We start from the raw sequence: 23,261 nt of genomic DNA on the forward strand, positions 1-23,261 counted from the left end.
TATGGCAGTAAGACGAAAGGGGACGAAGTGGCAGGCGGACGTGACCGTCAAAGGCCAGCGCCTCCCCCGCTACTCCTTCAACACCGAGGAGGAGGCCAAGGCATGGGAAATGGAAGCCCGTGCCGCCGCGATCCTCGGGAAGCCTATCCCGGTCCCCGACGATGCACCGATCCGTGGGGGCAAGAAGCCCCGGCGGGTCGGCGGGCCGTGGACGCTGGAGCAGGCATTCCGGGAGACACATACCAAATACTGGAAGGGCACCGCTCACGGGCGGAAGCAGACCCACAACATCCGGCAGATTGAGGAGTTCTTTGGGCCGCACCTGCCGGTGACTGAGATCGGGACCGAGGAGATCGAGGCATTCGTTGCTGCCTGCATCGAGAAGGGCAATAGCGGGAGCACGATCAACCGCAAGCTGTCCTGCCTGTCCAAGGCGCTCAATCTGGCTCAGACCCGTGGCCACTTGACGGTCCTGCCCAAGATCGAACGGGCGAAGGAGAACCAAGGCCGCATACGCTGGTTGAGTGACGCCGAGGAGCAGGCATTCCATCACTACTTCGGCCTGTGGGGCGACCAAGACCGACTGGACGCCTTTGTGTGCCTGATAGACACCGGCTTCCGTCCGTCCGAGTTGTGGACGCTCGAAGCCCGCGACATCAACTTCGGCCTCGGGATGATTACCCTCTGGGAGAACAAGACCAACTGGCCCCGGTCGATCCACATGACAGGCCGGGTCAAGGAGGTCCTGCTCCGCCGCACCGATGGCGGGCGGCATGGTCCCTTTGACTTCGGCCTCTCCACGGAGGAGATGGGCCGGTGGTTCCTGTACGGATGGGATCGGGTCCGCGCCGAGTTGGGTCTGTCAGATGACCCGCAGTTCGTACCGTATGCCTTGCGGCATACTTGCTGTTCCCGCCTTATCCAGCGGGGCGTTGATCTGGTACGGGTCAAGGAATGGATGGGCCACAAGACTACCCAGACAACCATGCGCTACGCTCACCTTGCGCCCAAGCACCTGGCCTCGCTTGTGGACGCCCTTGAGCAGCCCCGCGAAGTCGCGTAGGTAGTGACGCCACTGGTGACGTGACCCGTAGCTGGTGACGCGGAAGTGGTGGAATTGGCAGACACGGCGGACTCAAAATCCGCTGCCCTTCAAAGGCTTGCGGGTTCGAGTCCCGCCTTCCGCACCAAGCATCTCAGACTCAAAATCTGCTGGGGGTAACTCCGTGCTGGTTCGAGTCCGGCCAGGGGCACCACGAAGCGCGGGCCACCCTTGACCCATCACCGCCACATTCCGGGCTATCATCCGTGGCCGACAGCGTTTCAATCCGGGCGGGAGGGCCCTTTGGCGGATACTGACCCGCATCAGGACAAGCAAGGCAGCGACATCGTCCCGGCCGAACCCAGGGCCCTGACCTGGGTCTATGCGGCGCGCGTATGGCGTGAATGGATGTTGCCGCAGTTGCCCCGCGTGCTGCTCGCCATGCTGCTGCTTGCATTGGTGGCCTCTACCACCGGCATCTATCCGTTGCTCATTGAGTACGCGATCGATGCGATCGAGGCGGGCAACATGGATAAGATCGTCGAGGTGCCGCTGATCATCGTGGCACTGGTGATCGCCAAGTCGGTGACGCTCTACCTGCAAACCGTGGTCACGAGTTCCGTTGTGTTCCGTGTGCTGAAGGGGATGCAGTCGGCCATGTTCGGGCGTCTGCTGACCATCGATCTTGCTCGGCTCAACCGGGAAGCCACCGGCCGGTACCTGTCGCGATTCACCAACGACCTCAATGTGGTCCGCGAAGCGCTGACGCGTGTGATGACCAATGGTGTGCGTGATCTCCTGACACTGGTGTTTCTGGTCGGCACCATGATCTACATGGATTGGCGGCTGACGCTTGGCATCCTTGCGATCTACCCGCTCGCCATCGTTCCCATCAATGCACTCGGCAAGCGCATGCGCCGGGTTTCGGCCGACACGCAAAGCTATGTGGGTGACATGACAGCGCTTCTGAACGAGAGCCTGTCCGGTGCCCGCATGGTCAAGACATTCGGCCTCGAAGACTATGAGAACAAGCGGGCCAACAGCTTCTTCGAGGGGTTCTACCGCTGGAACATGAAGCTCGTGCGCGGCCGCTCCCTGGTCGATCCGGGCATGGAGATTTTGGGCGGTGTCGCTGTTGCCGGCGTCGTTGCCTACGGAATCTGGAGTGTGTTTGCCGGCGTCGGCTCCGTCGGCAGTCTGATGGGTTTCCTGTCTGCCCTGCTGCTGGGGGCCGCCCCGGCGCGGGCGCTCGGGACGCTCCACGTGGTGTTCCAGGAGGGGATGGCGGCCGTCCAGCGGGTGTTCGATCTCGTGGACGAAGTGCCGGCGATCCGGGACCGGGCGGATGCAAGGCCGCTCGACCTTGAAAAAGGCCATGTGCGCTTTGCGGATGTCGGGTTCGAGTACGAGCCGGGTGCTCCGGCATTGAGTGCCTTTTCGCTCGACGTGGCCGCGGGGTCCACGGTCGCGCTTGTAGGGCCGTCCGGGGCGGGCAAGTCCACGGTCATCAATCTCATTCCGCGGCTTTATGACGCCACGTCCGGGGCCGTCACCATCGATGGACAGGATGTGAAGGACGTGACGCTTGCGTCCCTGCGCCGCGAAATGGCGATCGTCAGTCAGGATGTGACCCTCTTCAACGACACGGTCCGCGCCAATATTGCCTTCGGCAAGCTTGATGCAACGGATGACGAGATCCGTGCCGCGGCCAGGGCGGCGGCGGCTGAAGAGTTCATCACCGCCATGCCGGAAGGCTATGAGACGGTTGTCGGCGACAGGGGGCTCAAGCTTTCCGGCGGGCAGCGCCAGCGCATCGCCCTGGCCCGGGCCATTTTGCGCGATGCCCCGATCCTGCTGCTTGATGAAGCAACCAGCGCGCTTGACGCGGAAAGCGAGCGGAAGGTGCAGGACGCGCTTGAGACCCTGCGCCATGGGCGCACCACCATTGTCATCGCCCATCGCCTTGCGACGGTGCGTGAAGCGGACATGATCTGTGTGATGGATCAGGGCAGGGTGGTCGAGCTCGGCAGCCATGATGACCTTGTGGCAGCCGACGGCCTTTATGCCCGCCTGTGCAAGATGCAGTATTTCGCTGAAGACAAGGTAGAGGCTGCCCAGTAGGGCGGCACACCCTTTGGCGAGCCTCCTACTCGCGCTGCAGGATGAAGTCGATGATGACGTCACCGGCTTTCATGTTCTGGAAGCGGGCGTTGAGGCCTTCGCGGTCATATTCCGTGTTCACCCATGTCATGAAATCGATGGGTTCGCGCGCGTTCCGAGCTTCGTATTCCTCGAGAAAGGCATCGAGCACGCCGGTCTTGGCCTGGCGCACATGGCCGAAGCGCAGGGACAGCTGCTCCTTGGCTTCCGAGACCGGGCGGCCTTCCTTCAGCATCATGTAGAGCGCCGTGCCGATGCCCACCCGGTCCGCTCCGGACTTGCAATGCAGCAGGATGGGATACTCGACCGAGTTGAACACCTCGTTGGCACGGTTGAGCCTGTCCACCTGGGGGGCGGAGCGGCTTTCCAGCGGCATGTCGATCATCGTGACGCCATATTTCTCGCACGCCTCGCGCTCGAGCACATAGGCCCCGCAATCACGCGCACCGCGCAGGTTGATGATCGTCTTGACGCCCCGCTCCTTCGCCAGTTTCACGTGGCGCGGCCAGAGCTGGCCTGAGCGCCAGGCGCGCGGGGTCACGGGCGTTGCGAGATTGATGAACAGCCGGAAAATCCCGTGATCGACAAACATCATGTCGAGATAGGTGCGCATCCGCTTCGTGAAGGTCGAGGTGTTGTCCGCTGTGCGGTCAATCGCCATGGAATCTGCCAGGTCCGGTATGGTTGCTGCCGGCTGCGGGACCGCGCCAGCATTGGTGCGGCGCACTATAGGGATCGCGTGGCAGATTAAAAGCGCTTGTCGATCATATGGTTGCGGCGCTCTCACGCCTGGTCGCCAAAGCGTGATTTGGGCGTGTGGCCTCCAAGCGCCCATCTGGTTGCGGACCGGTCCGGTTCGTCATCGTGACAGCCGGCGGCTCCTGTGGCGGAAGGCGTCTCATCAGCGCACTCCGCGCTAATTTGGAAGGGGATCAAAAATGAAATCCGTCAGCCTCATGTTGCTGCGGGTCGGCATCGGCCTGCTCATTCTCATCTGGGCCATCATCAAGCTGGCCGCCACCGAAGCCGCCATCGGCGTCTCCGACACCTATTACGGCGGCATCCTGAGTGATCCGACGCTGCAGATCGTACTTGGTGCCCTGCAGGCGGTCCTTGCCGTTGCGGTGATCGTCGGGCTGTTCCGCCGTGTCACCTATCCGGCCATGGCGGCTCTCATCGGCATTGGCATCCTGCCAATCTGGCAGTCCATCGTCGATCCGCTGGGCGTGATCTTCGGTCAGGACAATGTACAGATCCTGTTCTTCCCGTCGCTCACGGTGTTCTTCGCCACGCTGGTGATGCTGGCCTTCCGTGACGAGGACACGCTGTCACTGGATGCCCGCCGCGGCGCCTGACAACAGTCTTGGGCGACGGCTCCGGTTTACTTGACCGGGTGCAGTAGCGCCTTGAGACGGGTTCTGAACTTGGCGGCGGCTTCAGGGTCGCCGCCAAGACCTGCCGCCTCATACATCTGGCGGCCCACAATTGCCTCGCCGAAGGCCGACATGGCGGCCAGCAGAATGAAGAAGCGGGTGTCTTCCTTGCTGGGTTCGATCTTGCCGGCATCCCGCGCCTGCCGTGCTGCGGCTTCATGCACCAGGTCTGTCAGTTCACCCAGCATCTGGCGGCCGCGGCTTCCCTCAGCCTTGCTTTTCTCGTCGTCACTGTCAGTGAGGCCCGACTCCGGCTCCACGCGGCCGGTCAGGGTCAGCCAGGCCAGCAGGCGGGCATGGCCCCGGTCGGAGAGGGTTGCGAATACCTCGTCCATCATCGCATCGGTGTCCAGAGCACCGCTCTGTCCGCGGGTGATGACGCCCAGCAGAGCATCCCGCAGATGGGTCATGGTGCGTTCCACCAACGCCCCCACGAGGCCTTCTCTGCTCTGGAAATGATGCAGGATTGCCGGGTGCGAAATACCCACGTCCTTTGCAATGTCCTGCAGCCGGATACCTTCCGGCCCGCTTGAGGCAAGGCGCTGTTCGGCAGCATCCAGAATCAGCCGGCGTGCTTCCTCGCCCGTGCGGCGCACCCGGCGGGTCCGGGGAGCGGCCTTTGTCTCGCCTTCCGGGGCCGGAGCGGGAGCCGTCTTTTCGTCGGTGGACGCTGACATGGGCGCGGGACTTTTTCTCTAACTGCCTGCGGCGGCATGGTTTTCAGGCCGCGCTTTGGTCATTTCACGTGTGAAACGGGGTTATGCCCGCCCTTGGTGGCCAATGGCAAGGCCAGCCACGGCATTGCGATCATTGGCAAGGCCGGGGCCGAAGGAGTAGCGTCGCCGTTTATCGCTTTCTGGGGACCCGACAGACCTTCATGAGACAGACCGCCGCCCTCTCCGCGCCGCAGGTGCCAGCCGAGCCCCGGCATGCCGATTATCCGCCCCTGGTGCTGCCGCTGCGCAGCCGGCGGCTGGTGGTGCGGGATTTCACCTCGGGAGATCTGGGGGCGCTGCATGCCTATGCAGAACGCCGGGAGGTCACAAAGCATCTTCTCTGGGGGCCCAATACGGTCGAACAGTCCCGCGCCACACTTGCCGAGTTTCTCAATCAGCAGCAGGTCTCGCCGCGCCTGCGGTATGATCTTGCGCTTGCCCTGCCGGGCGGTAAGGCCATCGGCGGTGTTTCCCTGCATCTGGATGATCTGCGTCTTGGCAATGCCGAGATCGGCTATGTGCTGCATTCGGATTACTGGGGCGGCGGCTTCGTCAGCGAGGCGGTGCGGCTGGTGGCAGAAGCGGCTTTCTCACAATGGCCGCTCAACCGGCTGTGGGCACGTTGCGTCTCGGACAACAAGGCGTCACGCCGGGTCCTGGAGCGCATGGGCATGCGCCACGAGGGTACTCTGCTCAAGGCCGAACGCCTTGATGACCGCTGGCATGATGTCCTGATCTATGCGCTGCTTGCGGATGAATGGCAGGCGTCAGACGGCTGACGGCAGGGCCTTGCATTCCACTTCATAGATGAAGGTGTCTGCCTCGCGACGATTGGTCAGCAGGGTATGGCCCGTCTCATTGCAGAAATGGGGCACGTCGATCTGTGAGGCGGGGTCTGTTGCGAGCAGCGTCACGCGCTCGCCGATTGCGCATCGACGCAACGCCTTTTGCAGCTTGAGGACCGGCAGCGGGCATTGCAGGCCGATCGCATCTACCTGCTGCCCGGCATAAGTCCTTACAGTCTCTGCGTCTTTAGGCTTCATGACGACCCCGTTTCAGCCCCGGTTCCGCTTGACCAATTTTCAATGACACTTCTATATCGGCGGAAACGTCTTGGGAGGACGCCGTTGTGTTAAACCGAATTGGCAAAGAGATCACCTATCTGCGCAGTGCCGTGCGCACGCTTGGCCGGCTGAAGGACATCCAGAAGAATCCGGACCGGACCTGGGCGGACATCATTGAGGGGCTGGCAGCTACCAAGCCCGACAATCTGGCCATCACGGGTGAAGATGGCTCGACCCTCACCTACGCACAGCTGAACGAGCGCGCTAACCGGTATGCGCGCTGGGCTTTGGCCTCGGGCGCGCGCAAGGGTGACGCCATTGCGTTGCTGATGGAGAACAAGCCCGAATACATCGTGGCGTGGCTCGGCATCGTGAAGATGGGTGGCGTCGCAGCGCTGATCAACACAAACCTCACCGGCATGGGGCTTGCCCATTGCCTCAATATTTCCGGCGCCAACCACGCCATCGTCGATGACAGCCTCGCAGACAATTTCTTCGGTGCTGCCGACAAGTTCGACCGCGACATCAAGCCTTGGATTCACGGCGAACCGGTGCAAGGAGCAGAAAACCTGTCCGATAGTCTGGGTCTTTATTCCGCGGAACCCCTTCCGGCCGATACGCGCAAGGATCTGCAGCAGACCGACAACGCGCTCTATATCTATACGTCCGGCACCACAGGTCTGCCCAAGGCTGCCAAGATCACCCATTACCGGCTGCAGACCATGGCCGGGGCCTTCTCAGCCGCAACTGCGGCAACGGAGAAGGACCGTATGTATGTGGTGCTTCCGCTCTATCACTCGGCCGGCGGTGTCTGCGCCGTGGGTGCAGTCCTGACGGTCGGCGGCTCGGTTATCGTCAAGCGCAAGTTCTCCGCCCGGGAGTTCTGGGAAGACTGCGCCAAGCATGAAGCGACCCTGTTCCAGTATATCGGCGAGCTGTGCCGGTATCTTCTGAACACGGATCAGAAGCCCGGTGAGAACAGGCACAAGGTACGCCTTGCCGTGGGCAACGGCCTGCGGCCTGAAATCTGGGAGCCGTTCCAGCAGCGCTTCAAGATCCCGCGCATCGTTGAGTTCTATGGGGCGACTGAAGGCAATATCGCGCTGATGAATTATGACGGCACGGTTGGTGCTGTCGGCCGCGTGCCCGGTTATGCCAAGAAGACCTTCAACGTTGAAATCGTGAAGTTCGACGTGGACGCCGAGGAGCCCATTCGCGGTGCCGACGGGCTGTGTATCAAATGCGCACCAGGCGAGGTCGGTGAGGCGCTCGGCAAGATCGATCCTGAAAGCGCCACCGGCAAGTTCGACGGCTATGCGGATGCCAAGGCAACCGAGAAGAAAATCCTGCGCGACGTCTTCGAGAAAGGCGACATGTGGTTCCGCTCCGGTGACCTTCTGAAGCAAGACGAGCGCGGCTATTTCTATTTCATGGATCGCATCGGCGACACGTTCCGCTGGAAGGGGGAGAACGTGGCGACGTCTGAAGTGGCGGAAGCGATCTCTATCTATCCGGGCATCAAGGAAGCCAATGTCTATGGCGTTGCCATCAATGGCATGGATGGCCGCGCCGGCATGGTCTCCATGGTGGTCGCGGAAGAACCGGACTGGACCAGGTTCAAGGCGCATCTGGACGACAATTTGCCGGCCTATGCGCAGCCTGTCTTCGTGCGCCTTCAGGAAGAGGTGGAAATCACCGGCACCTTCAAGCACCGCAAGGTGGAACTGGTGAAGGAAGGGTTCGATCCGGAGGCAATCTCTGATCCCATCTTCTTCTTCGACCCGCGTGAAAAGCAGTTCATCCGGCTCACCAAGGATCTCTACAACGACATCCAGACCGGCAGTCTGAAGCTGTAAGCGTTACCCGGACCCCGCGGCTCAGCCGCGGGGTCAGGGGCACTGCGGGAACTGCCCGCCGGTGAGGTGCAGCAGCCCGTGAAAGAGCGTCGGGCAGTTACTCCGCTGCAGACTGACCCTTCTTTTTTTCCTCGTCTTCGTAGTGCTGCTGGATGGTCGTCATCGCGGCGGACATGGCCTGGCCGATGAACTCCTCCGCATTGTCGGTCGCCCAGCCGAAGCTTGCCCGGCGCGCGTCGTTCATCTTGTTGATCTCCGGCATCACGTGGCGCATCCACAGCTCGTAGGATTTCTTCGTAGTGTCGAAGTCCGCCCAGTTGTGGGCCAGCTGCAGGAAGCAGCCGAAGCCGGGCATCTTCTCCTCAAGGCGCCTGATCTGCGCGATCGCGTCGTCCGGTGTGCCGACAATGCCCTGGCCGCTTTCGATCATCGCGTCGAGCGGATCCTTGGACTTGTCGGCGTTGGGCGCGGCCATGGGGTTGATGGAGTTGAAATAGTCCGACCATTTGTAGAAGCCGTATTTCACGTTCTCCATCGCCTGTTCCCTGGTCTCGGCGATGTGGATGGGGCCGACGAGGCGCAGGCAATCCGGGTCCATTGTGCGGCCATGCTCCTTGGCCACCTGCTGGGCCACCTCCCAGTTGATGGCGAGCGCGTCATAACCGGATGCATTGGTGGCGGCGACGCACAGCATGCCCAGCCCATATTTGCCGGCCAGCTTGCCGCCGGACGGTGTCACGGAGCTGGCCACGGCCACTTCCGGGTGCGGGTTTGAATAGGGTGTCAGCTGCAGGCGCGCATTGGTGAGCTTGTACCACTCGGTTTCCTCGGTCACCGTTTCGCCGTTGAACAGCCGCAGGATCACGTCCAGCGCCTCCACCATGCGCGGGCGCTGCTTGGCGACCTCGATCCCCAGCATCATGGCGTCCGACGGCAGCAGGCCGGGGCCCGCGCCGAACATGATCCGGCCCTTGGTCTGGTGGTCGAGCTGGATGATGCGGTTCGCGGTGGTCAGCGGGTGGTGATAGGGCAGGGAGACAACGCCCGTGCCCAGCTTGATGCGGTTGGTCCGTTCGGCGACGGCGGCCAGGAACACTTCTGGCGAGGCAATGATTTCGTAGCCCGCCGAATGGTGCTCACCGACCCAGGCTTCGTCATATCCGATGCGGTCCAGATGCTCGATCAGTTCCATGTCTCGCTGGATCGCCAGCGTCGGGTCCTCATCTAGCGGGTGGAAGGGAGCAAGGAAAATGCCGTTGCGCTTCTTGCGGCTCTGGGTGGCAGCCATGGGGTCCTCCTCGGTGCGCGGTCTGGTTTTGGCGCGCGTTTCTTGGTTTGGTGTTTCTGTCGGTATCTAGTGGTCGCGGGGCGTCAGTCCGCCAAGGATCAGATCCAGCAGGTCGTGGTGGAGCTGTCTGACATCGGCGGGACGGCCCTTTTCATTGAGGCTGTCGGACCAGCGCGCTGCGAAAGCCCCCCACGTGGAAACGAGTGCGGTTGCAGCGAGGGACGCGTCGGCGGTGTTGATGAACTCGCCGCGCTCCTGCCCGTCTGCGATGATACCCTCCACAAGTGTCACGATGGTGCGGTTGGCGGCTTCGGCGGCAGGCATCAGGGCGGGCTGGTTCAGGAATTCACGCGACATCTGCCGCACGACTTCCGCATTCCCTTCCCATTCCTCGACCAGCGCATCCACATAGCGGCGCAGGCGTGCTTCCGCCGGCGCGCTCTCGTCTTCCAGGTCCCGGGCCAGGCGGTCAACGAGCTGGGAGTTGAATTCCTCGATGAGGGCCGCCTTGCTGGCGAAATGCAGAAAGAACGTCGCCTTGGCGATGCCGGCTGCGTCGCAGATTTCCTCGATGCGCACATCGTCATAGCCGCGGGCGGCAAACAGGGCCATCGCCGCCTCATAGACATGTCGGCGGGTCCGGGCCTTGCGCAGGCTGCGCTTGTCCGGTGTCGCCGGTTTTTCGGTCCGGCGCGTCGTGGTGGCAGCAGTGGAAATGGCGTGGTCCCCAAGGTCACTTCGTTGTCTGGACTCCAGTCTAGTTTTCGCCGGGGCTTTGAGTCAAAGTTGCAACCGAGCAAACCAAACAACAAAAACACCACTTGGGAGGCCTCTCATGAAGGCTGCAATTTTCGAAGGGGCGGGCAAGCCGCTGACCATAGGCGACATTCCGTCGCCGGACCCGGGACCCCACGAGCTCATCCTCAAGGTCAAGGCCTGCGGTATCTGCGGGTCGGATCTTCATTGTACGGAGCATGGTCCCTTCACCTTGCCGGAAGGGTCGGTGATGGGCCACGAGTTCTCCGGCGAAGTGGTAGGTCTGGGGACCGGGGTTCAGGGCCGCTTTGCTGAAGGAGAGCGGGTGACAGCATTGCCTGTCATTATCCCGCCCATTCCGCCGGTCGGCCTCGAAGATGCTGAACCCTGGATGCGGCCGGACATGCAGCCTATCGGCCTCGGACAGATCCCAGGTGCCTATGCGGAATATGTGCGTGTCGGCGTCACGCAAACCAGGCGCCTGCCGGAGAATGTGAGCTTCGAGCAGGGCGCGTTGGTGGAGCCGCTGACTGTTGGCCTGCATGCGGTCAACCGCGCGGAGATGCGGTCGGGAGACAACGTGCTGGTGCTGGGAGCCGGACCTATCGGTCTGGCGTCGACTGCCTTCGCGCTGCGCATGGGTGCTGCTAATGTGGTTGTCAGTGAGATGACCGACCAGCGCCGTGCCCTGGCTGAGAGTGTCGGTGCGACCGCCACCATTGATGCGCGCGGCAATGTGCTTGAGCAGTTTGCCGAAAAGACCGGTGCGCTGATGCCGGACGTGGTGATCGAGGCCGTGGGCGTTCCCGGCATGGTTCAGCAGGCCGTTGACTTTGTGAAGCCAAGGGGCCGCGTCGTTGTGGTGGGCGTGTGTCAGCAGCAGGACCAGATGATGCCCATGGTGGCGATCATGAAGGAGGTCGGGCTGCAATTCGTGCTCGGTTATGAGCCGCGGGACTGGGACACGGTTCTGAGCTTCATCGCATCCGACCGGCTCAGGGTTGATCATCTGGTGACCGACCGGGTGGGCTTTGACGCCTTCCCGGGTGCGTTCGAGGCCCTGCGTACTCCCAGCACCCAGTGCAAGGTGATGCTGAAGCCGGAATAGGCGCGTTGAAAAGTTGACTTGCCAGGCCGGGCCCATGCCGCAAGCATGGGGCCGGTCTTTTCATGCTGGCTTTATCTCCCGGGGGTGGACCCATGCCACGCTGGCTTATCCTGTCTGGCTCTCATGCTGCCGCATTGGTGGTGGGCTTCATGCTGGGCATTTATCTTCTGCCGATCCTCACTGCACCCGAAGGTCCGGGTGAGGATGTGCTGGCGCAGTCGGCTGAAGACGCGCTCTTCAAGGCAACACTGACACGGGACCTCAAGGGCAGTGACTTCCTTCACTGGGGTGACGGGACGATCAGCGTGACATCGACCCAGGTGGTGCATGAGGGCGCGCTGGCGCCAGGCCCCGACTACAAGCTCTACCTTGCGCAAGAGTTCGTCGAGGACGAGGAAGGTTTCTTCCGTATCAAGGCTGATGCGCGCCGGATCGGTGACATCAAGACCTTCGACGGGTTCATCGTCGATGTGCCGGAGGGGGTGGATGTCGAGGACTACACCACCGTCATTGTCTGGTGCGAAAGCTTCAGCGAATTCATCACCGCTGCCCGCTATCAGTAACCCATGTCAGACCTCACCTGGGACGAGTTCGAGCGCGTGGATCTGCGCGTTGCCACGATCACAGCTGCGGAACCCCTCGAAGGGGCACGCAGACCGGCCTACAAGCTGACGCTGGATGTGGGGGCCGAGATAGGCATCCGCCACTCCAGTGCCCAGTTGACGGCGCTCTATGCGCCTGAAGATCTTGTCGGCAGACAGGTCATGTGCGTCGTCAATTTCCCGCCCAAGCGTATCGCCGGCTTCAAGTCCGAAGCGCTGGTGACAGGCCTCTACCGGGATGACGGCGCGGTCGTGCTGATTGCGCCTGACAGCCCCGTCCCCAATGGGGCAAAGCTCGGGTGACCCCAACCCCAGCCGTTTGCCCCGCGCTCTAGCCGGGCAACACCCAGAAGCCCGCACGCGGGAAATGCACGACGACTTCTCCCACACGGTCATCCTGCCGGCGGATGGCGATCTCGGTTGGCGATGACATGACAAGCGTGCCTGCAATCGGGTCACGTCCATAGTCATCGGCCATGACCTGCACAGCCATGCCAGGTTTGAGACCATTGGGTTCGTTGGGGTCAGCCTGTTCAGGGGTCGTGCTGGCAGCGGCCTTTGCGATAGCGATCGCGTCGTCGGTGCTCATCTCCGCGCGGGTGCCGTGGCCCAGTGCCTTCACGCGGGCTTCCCACGCGGTCAGGTGGGTAAAGCCGTCAAATACACTACCGCCCGCCGGGTTCACCGTGCGCACGAACCAGATGTTGTAATAGGCAGAGGCATCGGCGAGGCCCGGGCGGTCACCGCCAAGGAAGGCGCGGCCGTCAGCAAGCTGTGCGTCCAGCATGCCCATATGCGCCCGCATCTGCTCGGTCATCAGGGGCACGGCCTGCTTCATCTGCTCCGTGTCAAACGGGCGGCCCGTCAGTGCTTCCCGGTCTTTCTTGAAGCTTTCGTCCACGTGGTCGCCGATGCCGCCGAAGATGATGGCAACGGCTGCCTGGAAGACTTCACGGTCGGTCCAGAAGCCCAGGGGGTAGCCAAGCCCTGTTGCGCCCGGCAGCTCGCCATCCGGCAAGGCGCTGTCGGGGAAGCGGCGGTCCAGCTCGCGGATGATCATCTGGCTGTCGCAGTAGATGTCGGCACCGATCTGCAGCACGGGAATTTTCCGGTATCCGCCGGTGAGGCACACAAGGTCCGGCTTCGGCATGATCACGGGCTGCTCGACCGCATGCCAGCGCAGCCCCTTGATACCCATGACAACACGCACCTTCTCCGAGAAGGGTGATACACCGTAGTGGTGAAAAATGATCTCGTCGGACATGCAGGTCTCCGAAGGGTGGTTTCTGGGATTGCGATTGGATTTTGTTCTGCCGTTACTCTGAGGTGTAAGGCAAGAGACGGTCGGCTACCGGCCGTGGCGGGTCACGCCTGAGGCGATCTTTTCGAGCCTGCCTTCAGGTACTGGCCCGTCCTCGATCTCGATGCCCATCGTCTCCAGGAAGGTGCAGACCATCTGGTAGACACCCACAATCACCACAAGCTCCGTGGTCTGATTGTCACCCAAATGGGTGTGGGCCGCTGCAAAGGTCTGATCCCCTGCGCGCGTGTTGGCAACGATGTCGTCAGTGAGCTCAAGTGCTGCGTTCTCGGCATCAGAGAAAAGGGAACAGGGCAGCGGTCCCTTCGTTGCGGCAATCCGTTCCTCGCTCATGCCGAGTTCGCGGCTTACCCGCTCATGGTGCCAGATTTCATATGCTGCGCCGGCGGTATGGCCGACACGCAGGATCACGAGTTCCCGAAGCTGCGGGTCCAGCGTGCCGTTGTTGAGATAGCTGTTCACCAGCGCCATGAACGGCCCGAAGGCTGCCCCGGCGCGGGCCATCATGCGGAACACGTTGAGGTCCGGCAGGTCTGCCAGAAGGGCCGCGTTCTCCGGCGTGATGTCGGTCGTCTCGGGATAGGGAATGCGCGGCATGATGTGTCCTGCAGGCAATGAATTTCGCCCGCAGCATGGCCGCGGGCTGCCGTCCCGGCAACCTGCTATCTCGACCATGTGAATGGCGCCCCTCTTGAGTGTCTATGCGTGTCGACGCTTGTCGAGCTCCGCCATCCAGCCGAACAGGGTCGGCGTATCGGCGCGGGGGTCTCCGGAAAATTCGTGATAGAGCGTTGCCACGTTGACGGCGATCCGTTCGCCATCGCCCCAAGCGTCATAGTCGCTCATGTCGATGTCCTGCGCCGCCTCGAAACAGGAGAGCCCGGCGTCATACCGCTTGCGGGCTTCGTCGCGGATATAGACGAGATAGGTCTGCAGGGCGCGGACACCGTTCTTGTCGGTGATCGGACCATGGCCAGGCACGATGGTTTCCACATCCATGTCGCAGATGGCGTCGCAGGCGCGGATCCAGTTTTCAACAGGGCCTTCCCACAGGATCGGGTGCCCTTCGATGAACAAGATGTCGCCCGTATAGACCGTGCGGTTGGCGGGCACATGCACAATGATGTCGCCGGGCGTATGGGCCGGGCCGACGCTCAGCATATGCACCTCCTTGTCGCCTACCTTGCGCGTCAGCGCGCCTTCAAAGGTAGTTGTCGGCAGGGTGGGGGTCACGCCCTTGAAGTCAAAAGCGCCGAAGCACTTGGTGAGATAGGCGCCCATGTCGCCCAGTTGCGGGGCTGCCTCAAGAAATCCTGCCAGCATGCTCGGCGGTTCATGGGCCATGGCTTCTGCTGCCAGCTTGTGGGCAATGATCTCAGCCCCCTCGCAACACTCGTTCCCGTAGCAATGATCGCCATTGTGGTGGGTGTTGATCAGTGTGCCGATGGTCTCGGCCGCTCTAGGTTCCGCCTTGCGATAGGCGGAGAGCATGTCTCGCGTCAGGGGCACATCAAACAGGGTGTCGATGATCAGGGACTGGTCACCGTCCACCACCATGCCGGAATTGGACCAGCCCCACCCCCCATCGGGCTGCAACCACGCATAGGCGCCGTTGCCCAGTTCGTGCAGGCCTTTGGTGTAGGTGTATTTCGGGTTGCCCAGTCCCGTCATGGCGTTCGACATTGGATTGTCTCTCCGGTCAGCTCGTGCGCGTCATGTTGGCAAGGTCGGGGACTTCGCCGTCCTCGAGGTCAACCTCGAAGGTTTCGAGGAAGCGCGACACAAGCATGTAGAAACCGATGGTGATGGTCAGTTCCTGTACCTGGCGCGGGCCGAGGCGCCCGATCAGCGGCTGGAAGGTGGCGTCTGATGCTTTCACGTTCTTCACCACGTCATCCGTATAGGCCAGCACTTCCGCTTCAACGTCGGACAAACCGCCCGTATCGCCTGTGCGGGCGGCGCTGATCAGCTCTTCGCGCATCTTCATCTGGCGGGAAATGGTCTCGTGCTGCTGTACTTCGTAGGCGGCCCCGGAAAGATGCCCCACGCGCAGGATCGCCAATTCACGCAGCTGCGGGTCCAGCTCTGTTTCCGCCAGAATGCCCTGACCGAATTGCATGAAGCGTCCGAAGAGCGGGCCTGCATGGGCGAGCATGCGAAAGATGTTGATGGGCGGGGCGTTCTCGAACGCCTTGGCGGCCAGGCCGTCCAGCTGTGCCGGGTCGGCGTAGTCGATGCGGGCCATGATATCTCCCTAGAGTTGCTTTTCTTGATGCCGTCTTGCCTGACTCTGCTGTCAGTAAGCAGCTTTCTTCAAAGCATAGCCTCGCTTTCGTGCCCGCCGCGAGGGTGATGACGCGAAATTGCCTGCAAAAAAGCAGCACGAATTGCGTCTTGCCGTTGCCAGCGGGCGGGATGGCGCTAGACTTGGGTCCAACAAGAATAGCGATAAAGGCCCCAAAAGAAGTGGGCTTATCGGGGAGCGAGACATGATCGATTTCGACAACATTTCTGTTGTGGCCGATATCACGCGCCATCAGGCGCGGACGCGGCCTGACCACATTGCGCAAATCTTTGAGGGGCGCGAGACGAGCTATGGTGAGCTCGACCGGCGTGCCTGTCAGGTGGCGCAGGGCCTCATCGCCGAGGGTATCAAGAAGGACGCCCGCATTGCCTTCATGGGCAAGGGCTCGGACCATTACTTCGAGATGCTCAACGGCGCCTTCAAGGCAGGTGCCGTGGTGGTGGGTGTCAACTGGCGCCTGGCAGGGCCGGAGGTCGAGTACATCCTCAATGACAGCCACAGTGAAATCGTATTCGTCAGTGCTGATTTCTACGAGACGGTGGCGTCTGTGCTCGACAAGTGCCCGACCGTGCGCAAGGTGATTGCGCTGGACGGCGGACATGATACCTGGCCGTCATTTGAAAGCTGGCGTGACAGCTTCGAGCCGAATGATCCGCACACGCAGATGGAGCCGCATGACGACATCATCCAGCTCTATACGTCAGGCACCACGGGCTATCCCAAGGGTGTGCAACTGACCAATGCCAACTACCTGTCGATCCTTGATCAGGCAGAGCGGGCCGGCTGGGCGGACTGGGAGCCGGAGGACAAGAACCTCGTCGTCATGCCGCTTTTCCATGTGGCCGGGGTGAATGTCGGTGTCATCGGCCATGCTCATGGCTGCACCAACATCATCATGAAGGACGTGGACCCTGCGGCGATTCTGACGGCTATTGAAGAGCACAAGCTCTCCATCGCCTTCATGGTGCCGGCGGTCATTCTGTTCCTCACGATGATGCCCAATGTGAAGGACGTGGACTACTCGTCGCTGAAATACATTCTCTATGGCGCGTCACCGATCCAGGAAGACCTGCTGCTGCAGGCGCAGGATCTGTTCGGCTGCAACTTCATCCAGGTCTATGGGCTGACGGAGACGGCAGGCGGTGCCACCGTGCTGAAGCCGGAGCATCATGATCCCAAGCTCGGCAAGCTGCGCTCCTGTGGTCAGCCGAGCCCGGGCGTGGAAATCCGCATCGTTGACGGTGACGGCAACGAAGTGCCCACCGGCGAAGTTGGTGAGATCACGATCAAGTCCGATTGCGTGATGAAGGGTTATTGGAACCGCGACGAGGCGACCCAGGAAGCCATCAAGGATGGCTGGTTCTATACGGGCGACGCGGGCTATGCCGATGATGAAGGCTTCATCTACATCCACGACCGGGTGAAGGACATGATCGTGTCCGGCGGCGAGAACGTCTATCCGGCAGAGGTCGAGAACGCCTTGTTCAAGCATCCGCAGATTGCCGATGTGGCGGTTGTCGGTGTGCCGGATGACCGGTGGGGCGAGGCCGTGAAGGCGATCGTCGTGGCTGAGAAGGATACCAACCCGGATCCGCAAGAGATCATCGCCTGGGCCAAGACACAGATCGCCGGCTACAAGGTGCCGAAGAGCGTGGATTTCATCGACGCCTTGCCGCGCAACCCGTCGGGCAAGATCCTGCGCCGTGAGCTGCGGGCGCCATATTGGGAAGGGCGCGACCGGATGGTCGGCTGATCCGGATACGGATCATGAAACACCAACAGGGGGCGCGCTCCGGCAAGCGGAGAGCGCCCCCTGTCATTTGGACACACAAGGTTGACGTAGGGACATCCTCACCATGAGCGAAGCCGCCAAGCAGACCGATACGCTGCCACCTTTCAAGCCGCTGCCGCAGAAACCGCCGAAAGTAACTGTCGAGCACCTCAACGGCGGCGTGGTGACAATCCGGTCGGACTATCCGTTGGAGAACATGCCGCGCAGCGTGGTTCACATGCTCGAGGATGCGGCGGCGGACCATCCCTCACGCAACTTCATCGGCGAGCGTGACATCACCGGCGCCTGGCAGTTCATCACCTATGGGGAAGCCGCCGCCCGGTCTGACGCGGTCGCGTCCGCCTTCATCGCCCGCGGCATGGGGCCGGACACACCCCTGATGGTGTTGTCGGGCAATTCCATCGAGCACGCGGTCCTGATGCTTGGGGCCATGAAGGCGCGGGTGCCTGTGGCGCCCATATCAGTGCCGTACTCGCTGATGAGCCCAGGGCATGAAAAGCTCAAGCATGTGGTCAAGGTGGCGAAGCCTGCCATGATCTTCGTGGACAATGCGGAGCTGTATGCCGGCGCCATCGCTGATATCGACATGACCGGCATCACGCTTGTGGTGTGTGAGGCCAAGTCAGGCGGGCCGGACAAGGTGGCGGCGGACGCTGTAACTTACGAGACTCTGTGTCTCACGCCGGTCGACCGGGACGCCGTGATTGCCAATATGGAGCAGATCACGCATGAGACCGTTGGAAAATATCTCTTCACCTCCGGGTCCACCGGCATGCCGAAAGGTGTGTTGCAGACGCACGGTATGATGTGTGCCGTGGTGGCGGGGCAGGAAGCGTTGCGGGATGAGGAGGTCGACCCGGACGAGGTGCCGGAGACGCTGGAATGGATGCCGTGGAACCACATCTCCGCGGGCAATATCAGCTTCAACAACGTGCTCCACAATGCCGGCACGCTCTATCTTGATGCGGGCAAGCCGATCCCCGGCATGTTTGATCAAACGATTGCCAATCTGCGCGAGGTATCGCCCCAGGTATTCGGGTCCGCCCCCATCGCCTTTGCCATGCTGGCCGATGCCTTGGAGCGCGACAGCGAGTTGCGGCGCAGCTTCTTCGCCAAGCTGAAATACATGGCCTATGGCGGCGCCACTCTGTCGAACGATCTGTATGAGCGCATGCAGGCTTTGGCGATTGAAGAGACAGGCATGCGCATGCCTTTCACCACGATGTATGGCGCAACGGAAACCCAGGGCATCACGGTGGTGCACTGGATCACCGAGCGTGTCGGGCTGATCGGCCTGCCGCTGCCGGGCCTCACCCTCAAGCTCGTGCCCAACGGCACCAAGATGGAAGTGCGGGTTAAAGGCGCGACGGTGACGCCGGGCTATCTCAATGACCCGGACAAGACGTCTGAGGCATTCGACGAAGATGGCTTCTACAAGCTGGGAGACGCAGGCAAGTTCGTTGATCCGGAGGACCCGGCTCAGGGCCTCATCTTTGATGGCCGGGTGACGGAAGACTTCAAACTCTCGAGCGGTACCTGGGTTTCGGTCGGCACGCTGCGGGCGGATGTCGTGGCCTCGGCCTCGCCGCTTCTGCAGGATGCCGTCGTCTGCGGGCTCGACAAGCCCTATGTGGCGCTTCTGGCGTGGCCCAACATGGCGGCCATTGCCGAGCTGGCAAAGGGTGTCGCCACGCCTGAAGAGATGGTGGCACATCCTGCCGTCATTGAGGCGGTGCGGGCGAAGATCGCTGCGCATAATGCCGATGCGGGCGGGTCATCCAACCGTATCAAGCGTGTGCATCTGATGGCCGAACCACCGTCAATCGATGGCCATGAGATCACCGACAAGGGCTATATCAACCAGCGCGCTACACTGGAGCGCCGCGCACATCTGGTCGACAAGCTGTATGCGGATGATCCGGACGATAGTGTAATCGTCATCTAGCGTCCGCTGCGTCCAGGCACTCCAGCAGCAGCTCCAGCTGTGCGCGTCCGAATGCCCGCATATTGGCAATGCGGTCATCGGTTCCGGTTTCTACCATGCGTGCCTTGCAGACAGGCCCGGATATCGCCACCACGGCCGTGCCCGGCTTGGGACCATAGGGAGAGCCGGCGGGGCCCGCCGCCCCCATTTCGCTGGTTGTCCAGTCGCAACCCATTTGCGTCCGGTAGCCGTCGGCCAGTTCCTGTGCAAAGGGAGGTGTGAGCGGGTCCAGGCCCTTCAGGCTCAGTGTGGTGCGGTCACGCAGGGCCCGGCCAGCCTGTGGTGTGTAGATCACCGTGCCGCCAATGAAGAAGGCGGATGCCCCGGGTTGGGCGATCAGTGCCGCGGAAACGAGGCCGCCGCCAGCGCTCTCGCCGATGGCTATCGTTTCGCCGCGGGCCTTCAGGCGCTCCGCCGCGGCGCGGGCGAGGGGTAACAGGCTGTCCATTTGTCTTGATGTCCCCGTGTGAGTCAGGTTTGCCTTTGTTCTAGCATCAAGAGAGGCAATCAATGACAGGCCGTGTTGTGGCACTTGCCCGCTGCCAGGTGAAACGTGGGCCGATGGAACTGCTCAATGAGGCGTCCATCAGTGTGGACAAGGGCGTGGCCGGGGATCCGCGTGGTCACAAGAAGGGCCGCCAGGTCACGCTGCTGGCGCGGGAAGCCTGGGAGGCGGCGTGTACGGATCTCGGCAAGCCTCTCGACTGGACGACGCGCCGCGCCAATGTCCTGGTCGAAGGAATCGACCTCGCTTATTCCAAGCATCGTCAATTGCGCATCGGCAGTGTCGACTTCACGGTGGCGATGCAGATGCAGCCCTGCTTCCTGATGGATGAGTTTGAAAGCGGTCTGAAAGCGGCCCTCAAGCCTGACTGGCGTGGCGGGGCCTGCTGCTCGGTCCGCAGTGCCGGCATCATCCGTGTTGGTGACCCGGTGATCTTCGCGGACTAGGCCATATCCCGACATACGGCTTTGCCGAAAAAGGGGTGTCGTGGCGCCGAGGTATTTTGCGCTAAACTTCGTTCAACAGCCTTTCCGCCCAAGCGGGACCGCAAAAGAAGACATATGAGGAAACACGCATGAGTCTTGACCCCCAGATCGAGGCGCTGCTGGCGCAGCTTGCCGAAAATCCGGCCCCTAAGATCCAGGACCTGTCTCCGGCCGATGCCCGGGCTACCTATCTGGCCATGGCGTCAGTGCTCGAGATGCCTGATGTGCCGATCGGCAAGACCGAAGACATCTCGATCCCGGGTCCCGCAGGTGACATTCCTGCGCGCATCTACCGGCCGGTGGCCGGCGGCGGTGCGGCCCTGCCGTGCCTTGTCTTCTTCCATGGGGGCGGTTTCGTCATTGGTGATCTCGACACGCACGACGTGTTGTGCCGCACATTGGCCAATGAAGCAGGTGTTTGTGTGGTCGCGGTGGATTACCGCCTTGCCCCTGAACACCGGTACCCCGCAGCTGCGGAAGACTGTTATGCCGCTACCAAATGGGTGGAGCAGAACCCCGATACTCTCAATATCGACCCCAATGCTATTGCCGTGGCCGGTGACAGTGCCGGCGGCAATCTGGCCGCCGTCGTCAGCTTGATGGCACGCGACAACAAGGGGCCGCAGATTTCCTTCCAGCTTCTCATGTATCCGGTCACGGACATGACGGGTTCGGAGAAATGGGCATCGCGCAATGAATTTGCCGAGGGGTATTTCCTCGAGAAGGAAACCATGGCGTGGTTCGAGGCCAATTATTTCGGCGAGAATACTGCCGGCCGTTCGGAAGCCACGGGCTCTCCGCTGCTGGCACCGAACCTTGCCAACCTCCCCCCTGCCTATGTCGTCACGGCCGGTTTCGACCCGCTGCGTGATGAGGGCAAGGCTTTTGCCGATGCATTGAAGGCTGCCGGAAACGATGTCGAATACATCGATTATCCAGGCATGATCCATGGCTTCTTCAACATGCAGGGCGTGCTCGACGTTTCCCGTGAGGCCGTGAAGACCGCGGCCCGCAAGCTTCGGGATGCGCTGGCGGGCTGAGACCCGGATCTGCCAGTCTCAATAAGAAAAGGGGCCGGGTGCCATTGCAGCACCCGGCCCCTTTTTCAAGAGCTTTGGATCGTGACCCTCAGTTTCCGATCCCGTCGCCCAATACCTTGCCCGGGTTCATCACGCCCTTCGGGTCAAGGGACTGCTTGACGGCACCGAGCATCTGCATGCCGACGGGGCCTTTTTCCTGCCCCAGCCACGGGGCATGGTCCGTGCCGACGCCGTGATGATGGGAGATGGTGCCGTTGTGGGCTGCGATGGCGTCAGAGGCCGCCCGCTTGATGGTAAGCCACTGGGCTACCTCGCCTTCGAGGCCCCTATCCAGACGGCGCGGGAACACGAAAGTGAAATAGAGGCTGGCACCGTCCGGATAGGCATGGCTTATGTGCGCCATGACGATGCCGCGAGCTGACGGGTCGTCCAGCGTCTCACGGATCGATGTGTCGATTGCCTCGCGGACAGCGCTGTGCAGGGTCTGGATGTTGGACCAGAACGTCGATGTTTCCAGCGTGTCCACGCCGAGCCCGTGGTCCATCATCGGGTCACGCACCATGGGGCCGTGGAAGCGACCGGCCTTCCAACTCGTCCCGGGAGAGCGGCCTACGTGCAGTCCGCCGCACGCGGACATGATCCGTGCGACCCGGTCGCGGGCATGCGATACATTGGCGGCACTGCCTTCCAATCCCACGATCAGGGCACAGGGCCGGTCCGCATAGCCGCGGAGCCTCAGATAGGCTTCTGCCAGGTTGTCCTTGAGGCCGTGTTCCTTGCCGATGCCGCCAAGTGTGCGGAAGAAAAAAGTCTCGTCTGCGTCTGACAGACGTAGCATCGCCGTTGGGATTTCGGACTGCACGATACGGCGGATCGCGTCCGCGCCCTCGGCGAAGCTGCGGAACAGATAGCCTCTGTAATCCTCCGCATCCGGAAGACTATGAACCTTGAAGGTCGCTTCAGTGATGATCCCCAGCGTTCCTTCGGAGCCCGCTACCATCTGGTTAAGATTCGGGGCGGCCGCTGAACCGGGCGTCGCTTCAGTGCGCCACAGGCCGGATGGTGTGGCGACATGGGCCGAGACGAGCCATTTGTCGGCACGACCGTAGCGGATCGAGTTCTGGCCAGCACCGCGGGCAGCGACCCACCCGCCAAGCGTCGAGTATTCGAAGCTCTGCGGATAGTGCCCGAGCCGGACGCCCTGGCTCGCCAGTGCCTTGTCCAGCGCGGGCCCGTAGATGCCGGCCTGAGCAGTTGCCGTCATGGCCGTCTCGTCGATGGACAAGAGGGATGTCATCAACGTGGTGTCCACGGTGATGCACAGGCGTTTTTCGCCCTGCTCCCGGCCGGTGACGCCACCGACCACGCTGGAGCCGCCGCCGAACGGTACCAGCACAATGTCGCGGGCGGCTGCAAATTCCACAAGCCGTTGCGTCTCATCCTCGCTACGGGGGTAGACCACAGCGTCCGGCGCATTTGAAAGGTTGCCCGCGCGGACATGGAGCAGGTCGTGATAGCTCTTGCCGCGCGCGTGGAAGGCGCGCTCATAGTCGCCTGTATGCACCTGGTTGGCGCCGACAATGCGCTCAAGCTCCAGCCGCGTTTCACCGTCGAGGCCAGACGCGGGCAAGGTGCATTTCTCAAGCGGGGTCGCCGGTGTTTCGGGCAAGGGAGTGTTGATGCCGAGCGCATCGGCTATCCACTGCCAGGCCGGCGACTCCTTGGGAAGGGCGTCTGGCTGCGCGGCCGGTCCCCAGCCATTCCAGCGAAGGCTCGTGCGGTCGATGGTCATGTATGGTGCCTC

General features: G+C 62.0%; 23 protein-coding genes and 1 tRNA gene. 13 read left to right on the plus strand and 11 right to left on the minus strand.

The window, feature by feature from the left end:
• Position 1: 1 nt before the first annotated feature.
• From HG718_RS00635 to HG718_RS00645, 3 genes are all read left to right on the plus strand, one after another.
• Positions 2-1,063, plus strand: coding sequence for a tyrosine-type recombinase/integrase (locus tag HG718_RS00635; RefSeq protein WP_160586609.1), 1,062 nt, complete (start codon positions 2-4; stop codon positions 1,061-1,063).
• Positions 1,064-1,102: 39 nt separating this feature from the next.
• Positions 1,103-1,190: transfer RNA gene (locus HG718_RS00640), tRNA-Leu, on the plus strand.
• 155 nt (positions 1,191-1,345) lie between these two features.
• Positions 1,346-3,163, plus strand: a complete 1,818-nt coding sequence (locus HG718_RS00645; RefSeq protein ID WP_308936409.1) for an ABC transporter ATP-binding protein — start codon at positions 1,346-1,348, stop codon at positions 3,161-3,163.
• A 25-nt stretch (positions 3,164-3,188) separates the two neighbouring features.
• Here the strand turns inward: HG718_RS00645 and HG718_RS00650 are convergent, their stop codons facing one another.
• Positions 3,189-3,863 (minus strand): fused DSP-PTPase phosphatase/NAD kinase-like protein, encoded by a 675-nt coding sequence (locus HG718_RS00650; protein WP_160586610.1) that lies wholly within the window; start codon positions 3,861-3,863, stop codon positions 3,189-3,191.
• A 277-nt stretch (positions 3,864-4,140) separates the two neighbouring features.
• On the opposite strand from HG718_RS00650, the gene HG718_RS00655 reads away from it, so the two are divergent.
• Positions 4,141-4,557, plus strand: coding sequence for a hypothetical protein (locus HG718_RS00655; RefSeq protein ID WP_160586611.1), 417 nt, complete (start codon positions 4,141-4,143; stop codon positions 4,555-4,557).
• 26 nt (positions 4,558-4,583) lie between these two features.
• On the opposite strand, the gene HG718_RS00660 is transcribed toward HG718_RS00655, so the two are convergent.
• The gene (locus HG718_RS00660; protein WP_160586612.1) at positions 4,584-5,312 is read right to left on the minus strand and encodes a TetR/AcrR family transcriptional regulator; all 729 of its coding nucleotides are present in this window, start codon (positions 5,310-5,312) and stop codon (positions 4,584-4,586) included.
• Between the two features lie 200 nt (positions 5,313-5,512).
• Here HG718_RS00660 and HG718_RS00665 point away from each other — a divergent pair, with 200 nt between their 5' ends.
• Entirely contained in the window at positions 5,513-6,130 is a 618-nt protein-coding gene (locus HG718_RS00665) for a GNAT family N-acetyltransferase (RefSeq protein WP_160586613.1), read from the plus strand.
• Here the strand turns inward: HG718_RS00665 and HG718_RS00670 are convergent.
• A complete protein-coding gene (locus tag HG718_RS00670) occupies positions 6,119-6,394 on the minus strand; it encodes a sulfurtransferase TusA family protein (RefSeq protein WP_160586614.1) in 276 nt (91 codons plus the stop codon). The genes HG718_RS00665 and HG718_RS00670 overlap by 12 nt on opposite strands.
• A gap of 86 nt (positions 6,395-6,480) precedes the next feature.
• On the opposite strand from HG718_RS00670, the gene HG718_RS00675 reads away from it, so the two are divergent.
• Positions 6,481-8,271, plus strand: coding sequence for a long-chain-acyl-CoA synthetase (locus HG718_RS00675; protein ID WP_160586615.1), 1,791 nt, complete (start codon positions 6,481-6,483; stop codon positions 8,269-8,271).
• A gap of 97 nt (positions 8,272-8,368) precedes the next feature.
• Here the strand turns inward: HG718_RS00675 and HG718_RS00680 are convergent, their stop codons facing one another.
• Both HG718_RS00680 and HG718_RS00685 read right to left on the minus strand, forming a co-directional pair.
• On the minus strand, positions 8,369-9,559 hold the full coding sequence (locus HG718_RS00680) for an LLM class flavin-dependent oxidoreductase (protein ID WP_160586616.1): 1,191 nt from the start codon (positions 9,557-9,559) through the stop codon (positions 8,369-8,371).
• Positions 9,560-9,625: 66 nt separating this feature from the next.
• Positions 9,626-10,171, minus strand: a complete 546-nt coding sequence (locus tag HG718_RS00685; protein WP_160586617.1) for a TetR/AcrR family transcriptional regulator — start codon at positions 10,169-10,171, stop codon at positions 9,626-9,628.
• A gap of 223 nt (positions 10,172-10,394) precedes the next feature.
• Here HG718_RS00685 and HG718_RS00690 point away from each other — a divergent pair, with 223 nt between their 5' ends.
• From HG718_RS00690 to HG718_RS00700, 3 genes are all read left to right on the plus strand, one after another.
• Positions 10,395-11,423: a zinc-binding dehydrogenase gene (locus HG718_RS00690; protein ID WP_160586618.1), complete on the plus strand. Its 1,029-nt coding sequence runs from the start codon at positions 10,395-10,397 to the stop codon at positions 11,421-11,423.
• Positions 11,424-11,515: 92 nt separating this feature from the next.
• Positions 11,516-11,986, plus strand: a complete 471-nt coding sequence (locus HG718_RS00695; protein ID WP_160586619.1) for a DM13 domain-containing protein — start codon at positions 11,516-11,518, stop codon at positions 11,984-11,986.
• A 3-nt stretch (positions 11,987-11,989) separates the two neighbouring features.
• Positions 11,990-12,328 (plus strand): tRNA-binding protein, encoded by a 339-nt coding sequence (locus HG718_RS00700; RefSeq protein ID WP_160586620.1) that lies wholly within the window; start codon positions 11,990-11,992, stop codon positions 12,326-12,328.
• Positions 12,329-12,356: 28 nt separating this feature from the next.
• On the opposite strand, the gene HG718_RS00705 is transcribed toward HG718_RS00700, so the two are convergent.
• From HG718_RS00705 to HG718_RS00720, 4 genes are all read right to left on the minus strand, one after another.
• Entirely contained in the window at positions 12,357-13,289 is a 933-nt protein-coding gene (locus HG718_RS00705) for a glutathione S-transferase family protein (RefSeq protein WP_160586621.1), read from the minus strand.
• 84 nt (positions 13,290-13,373) lie between these two features.
• Positions 13,374-13,943 carry a carboxymuconolactone decarboxylase family protein gene (locus HG718_RS00710; protein ID WP_160586622.1) on the minus strand — a complete coding sequence of 190 codons (570 nt, stop codon included), beginning with the start codon at positions 13,941-13,943 and terminating at the stop codon, positions 13,374-13,376.
• A gap of 102 nt (positions 13,944-14,045) precedes the next feature.
• On the minus strand, positions 14,046-15,029 hold the full coding sequence (locus HG718_RS00715) for an MBL fold metallo-hydrolase (RefSeq protein WP_244617576.1): 984 nt from the start codon (positions 15,027-15,029) through the stop codon (positions 14,046-14,048).
• Positions 15,030-15,045: 16 nt separating this feature from the next.
• Complete coding sequence (locus HG718_RS00720) at positions 15,046-15,591, minus strand: carboxymuconolactone decarboxylase family protein (RefSeq protein ID WP_160586623.1); 546 nt, start codon at positions 15,589-15,591, stop codon at positions 15,046-15,048.
• 244 nt (positions 15,592-15,835) lie between these two features.
• On the opposite strand from HG718_RS00720, the gene HG718_RS00725 reads away from it, so the two are divergent.
• Both HG718_RS00725 and HG718_RS00730 read left to right on the plus strand, forming a co-directional pair.
• Positions 15,836-17,404 (plus strand): fatty acid--CoA ligase, encoded by a 1,569-nt coding sequence (locus tag HG718_RS00725; RefSeq protein WP_160586624.1) that lies wholly within the window; start codon positions 15,836-15,838, stop codon positions 17,402-17,404.
• A 103-nt stretch (positions 17,405-17,507) separates the two neighbouring features.
• Positions 17,508-19,388, plus strand: coding sequence for an AMP-binding protein (locus HG718_RS00730; RefSeq protein WP_160586625.1), 1,881 nt, complete (start codon positions 17,508-17,510; stop codon positions 19,386-19,388).
• Here HG718_RS00730 and HG718_RS00735 read toward each other — a convergent pair.
• Entirely contained in the window at positions 19,381-19,875 is a 495-nt protein-coding gene (locus HG718_RS00735) for a CinA family protein (protein ID WP_160586626.1), read from the minus strand. The genes HG718_RS00730 and HG718_RS00735 overlap by 8 nt on opposite strands.
• Before the next feature lie 62 nt (positions 19,876-19,937).
• On the opposite strand from HG718_RS00735, the gene HG718_RS00740 reads away from it, so the two are divergent.
• Entirely contained in the window at positions 19,938-20,378 is a 441-nt protein-coding gene (locus HG718_RS00740; protein ID WP_160586627.1) for an MOSC domain-containing protein, read from the plus strand.
• 128 nt (positions 20,379-20,506) lie between these two features.
• Positions 20,507-21,457, plus strand: a complete 951-nt coding sequence (locus HG718_RS00745; protein ID WP_160586628.1) for an alpha/beta hydrolase — start codon at positions 20,507-20,509, stop codon at positions 21,455-21,457.
• A gap of 88 nt (positions 21,458-21,545) precedes the next feature.
• On the opposite strand, the gene HG718_RS00750 is transcribed toward HG718_RS00745, so the two are convergent.
• A complete protein-coding gene (locus tag HG718_RS00750; protein WP_160586629.1) occupies positions 21,546-23,249 on the minus strand; it encodes an FAD-binding oxidoreductase in 1,704 nt (567 codons plus the stop codon).
• Positions 23,250-23,261: the final 12 nt, after the last annotated feature.

This window comes from Pyruvatibacter mobilis (genome assembly GCF_012848855.1).
GTDB lineage: Bacteria > Pseudomonadota > Alphaproteobacteria > CGMCC-115125 > CGMCC-115125 > Pyruvatibacter > Pyruvatibacter mobilis.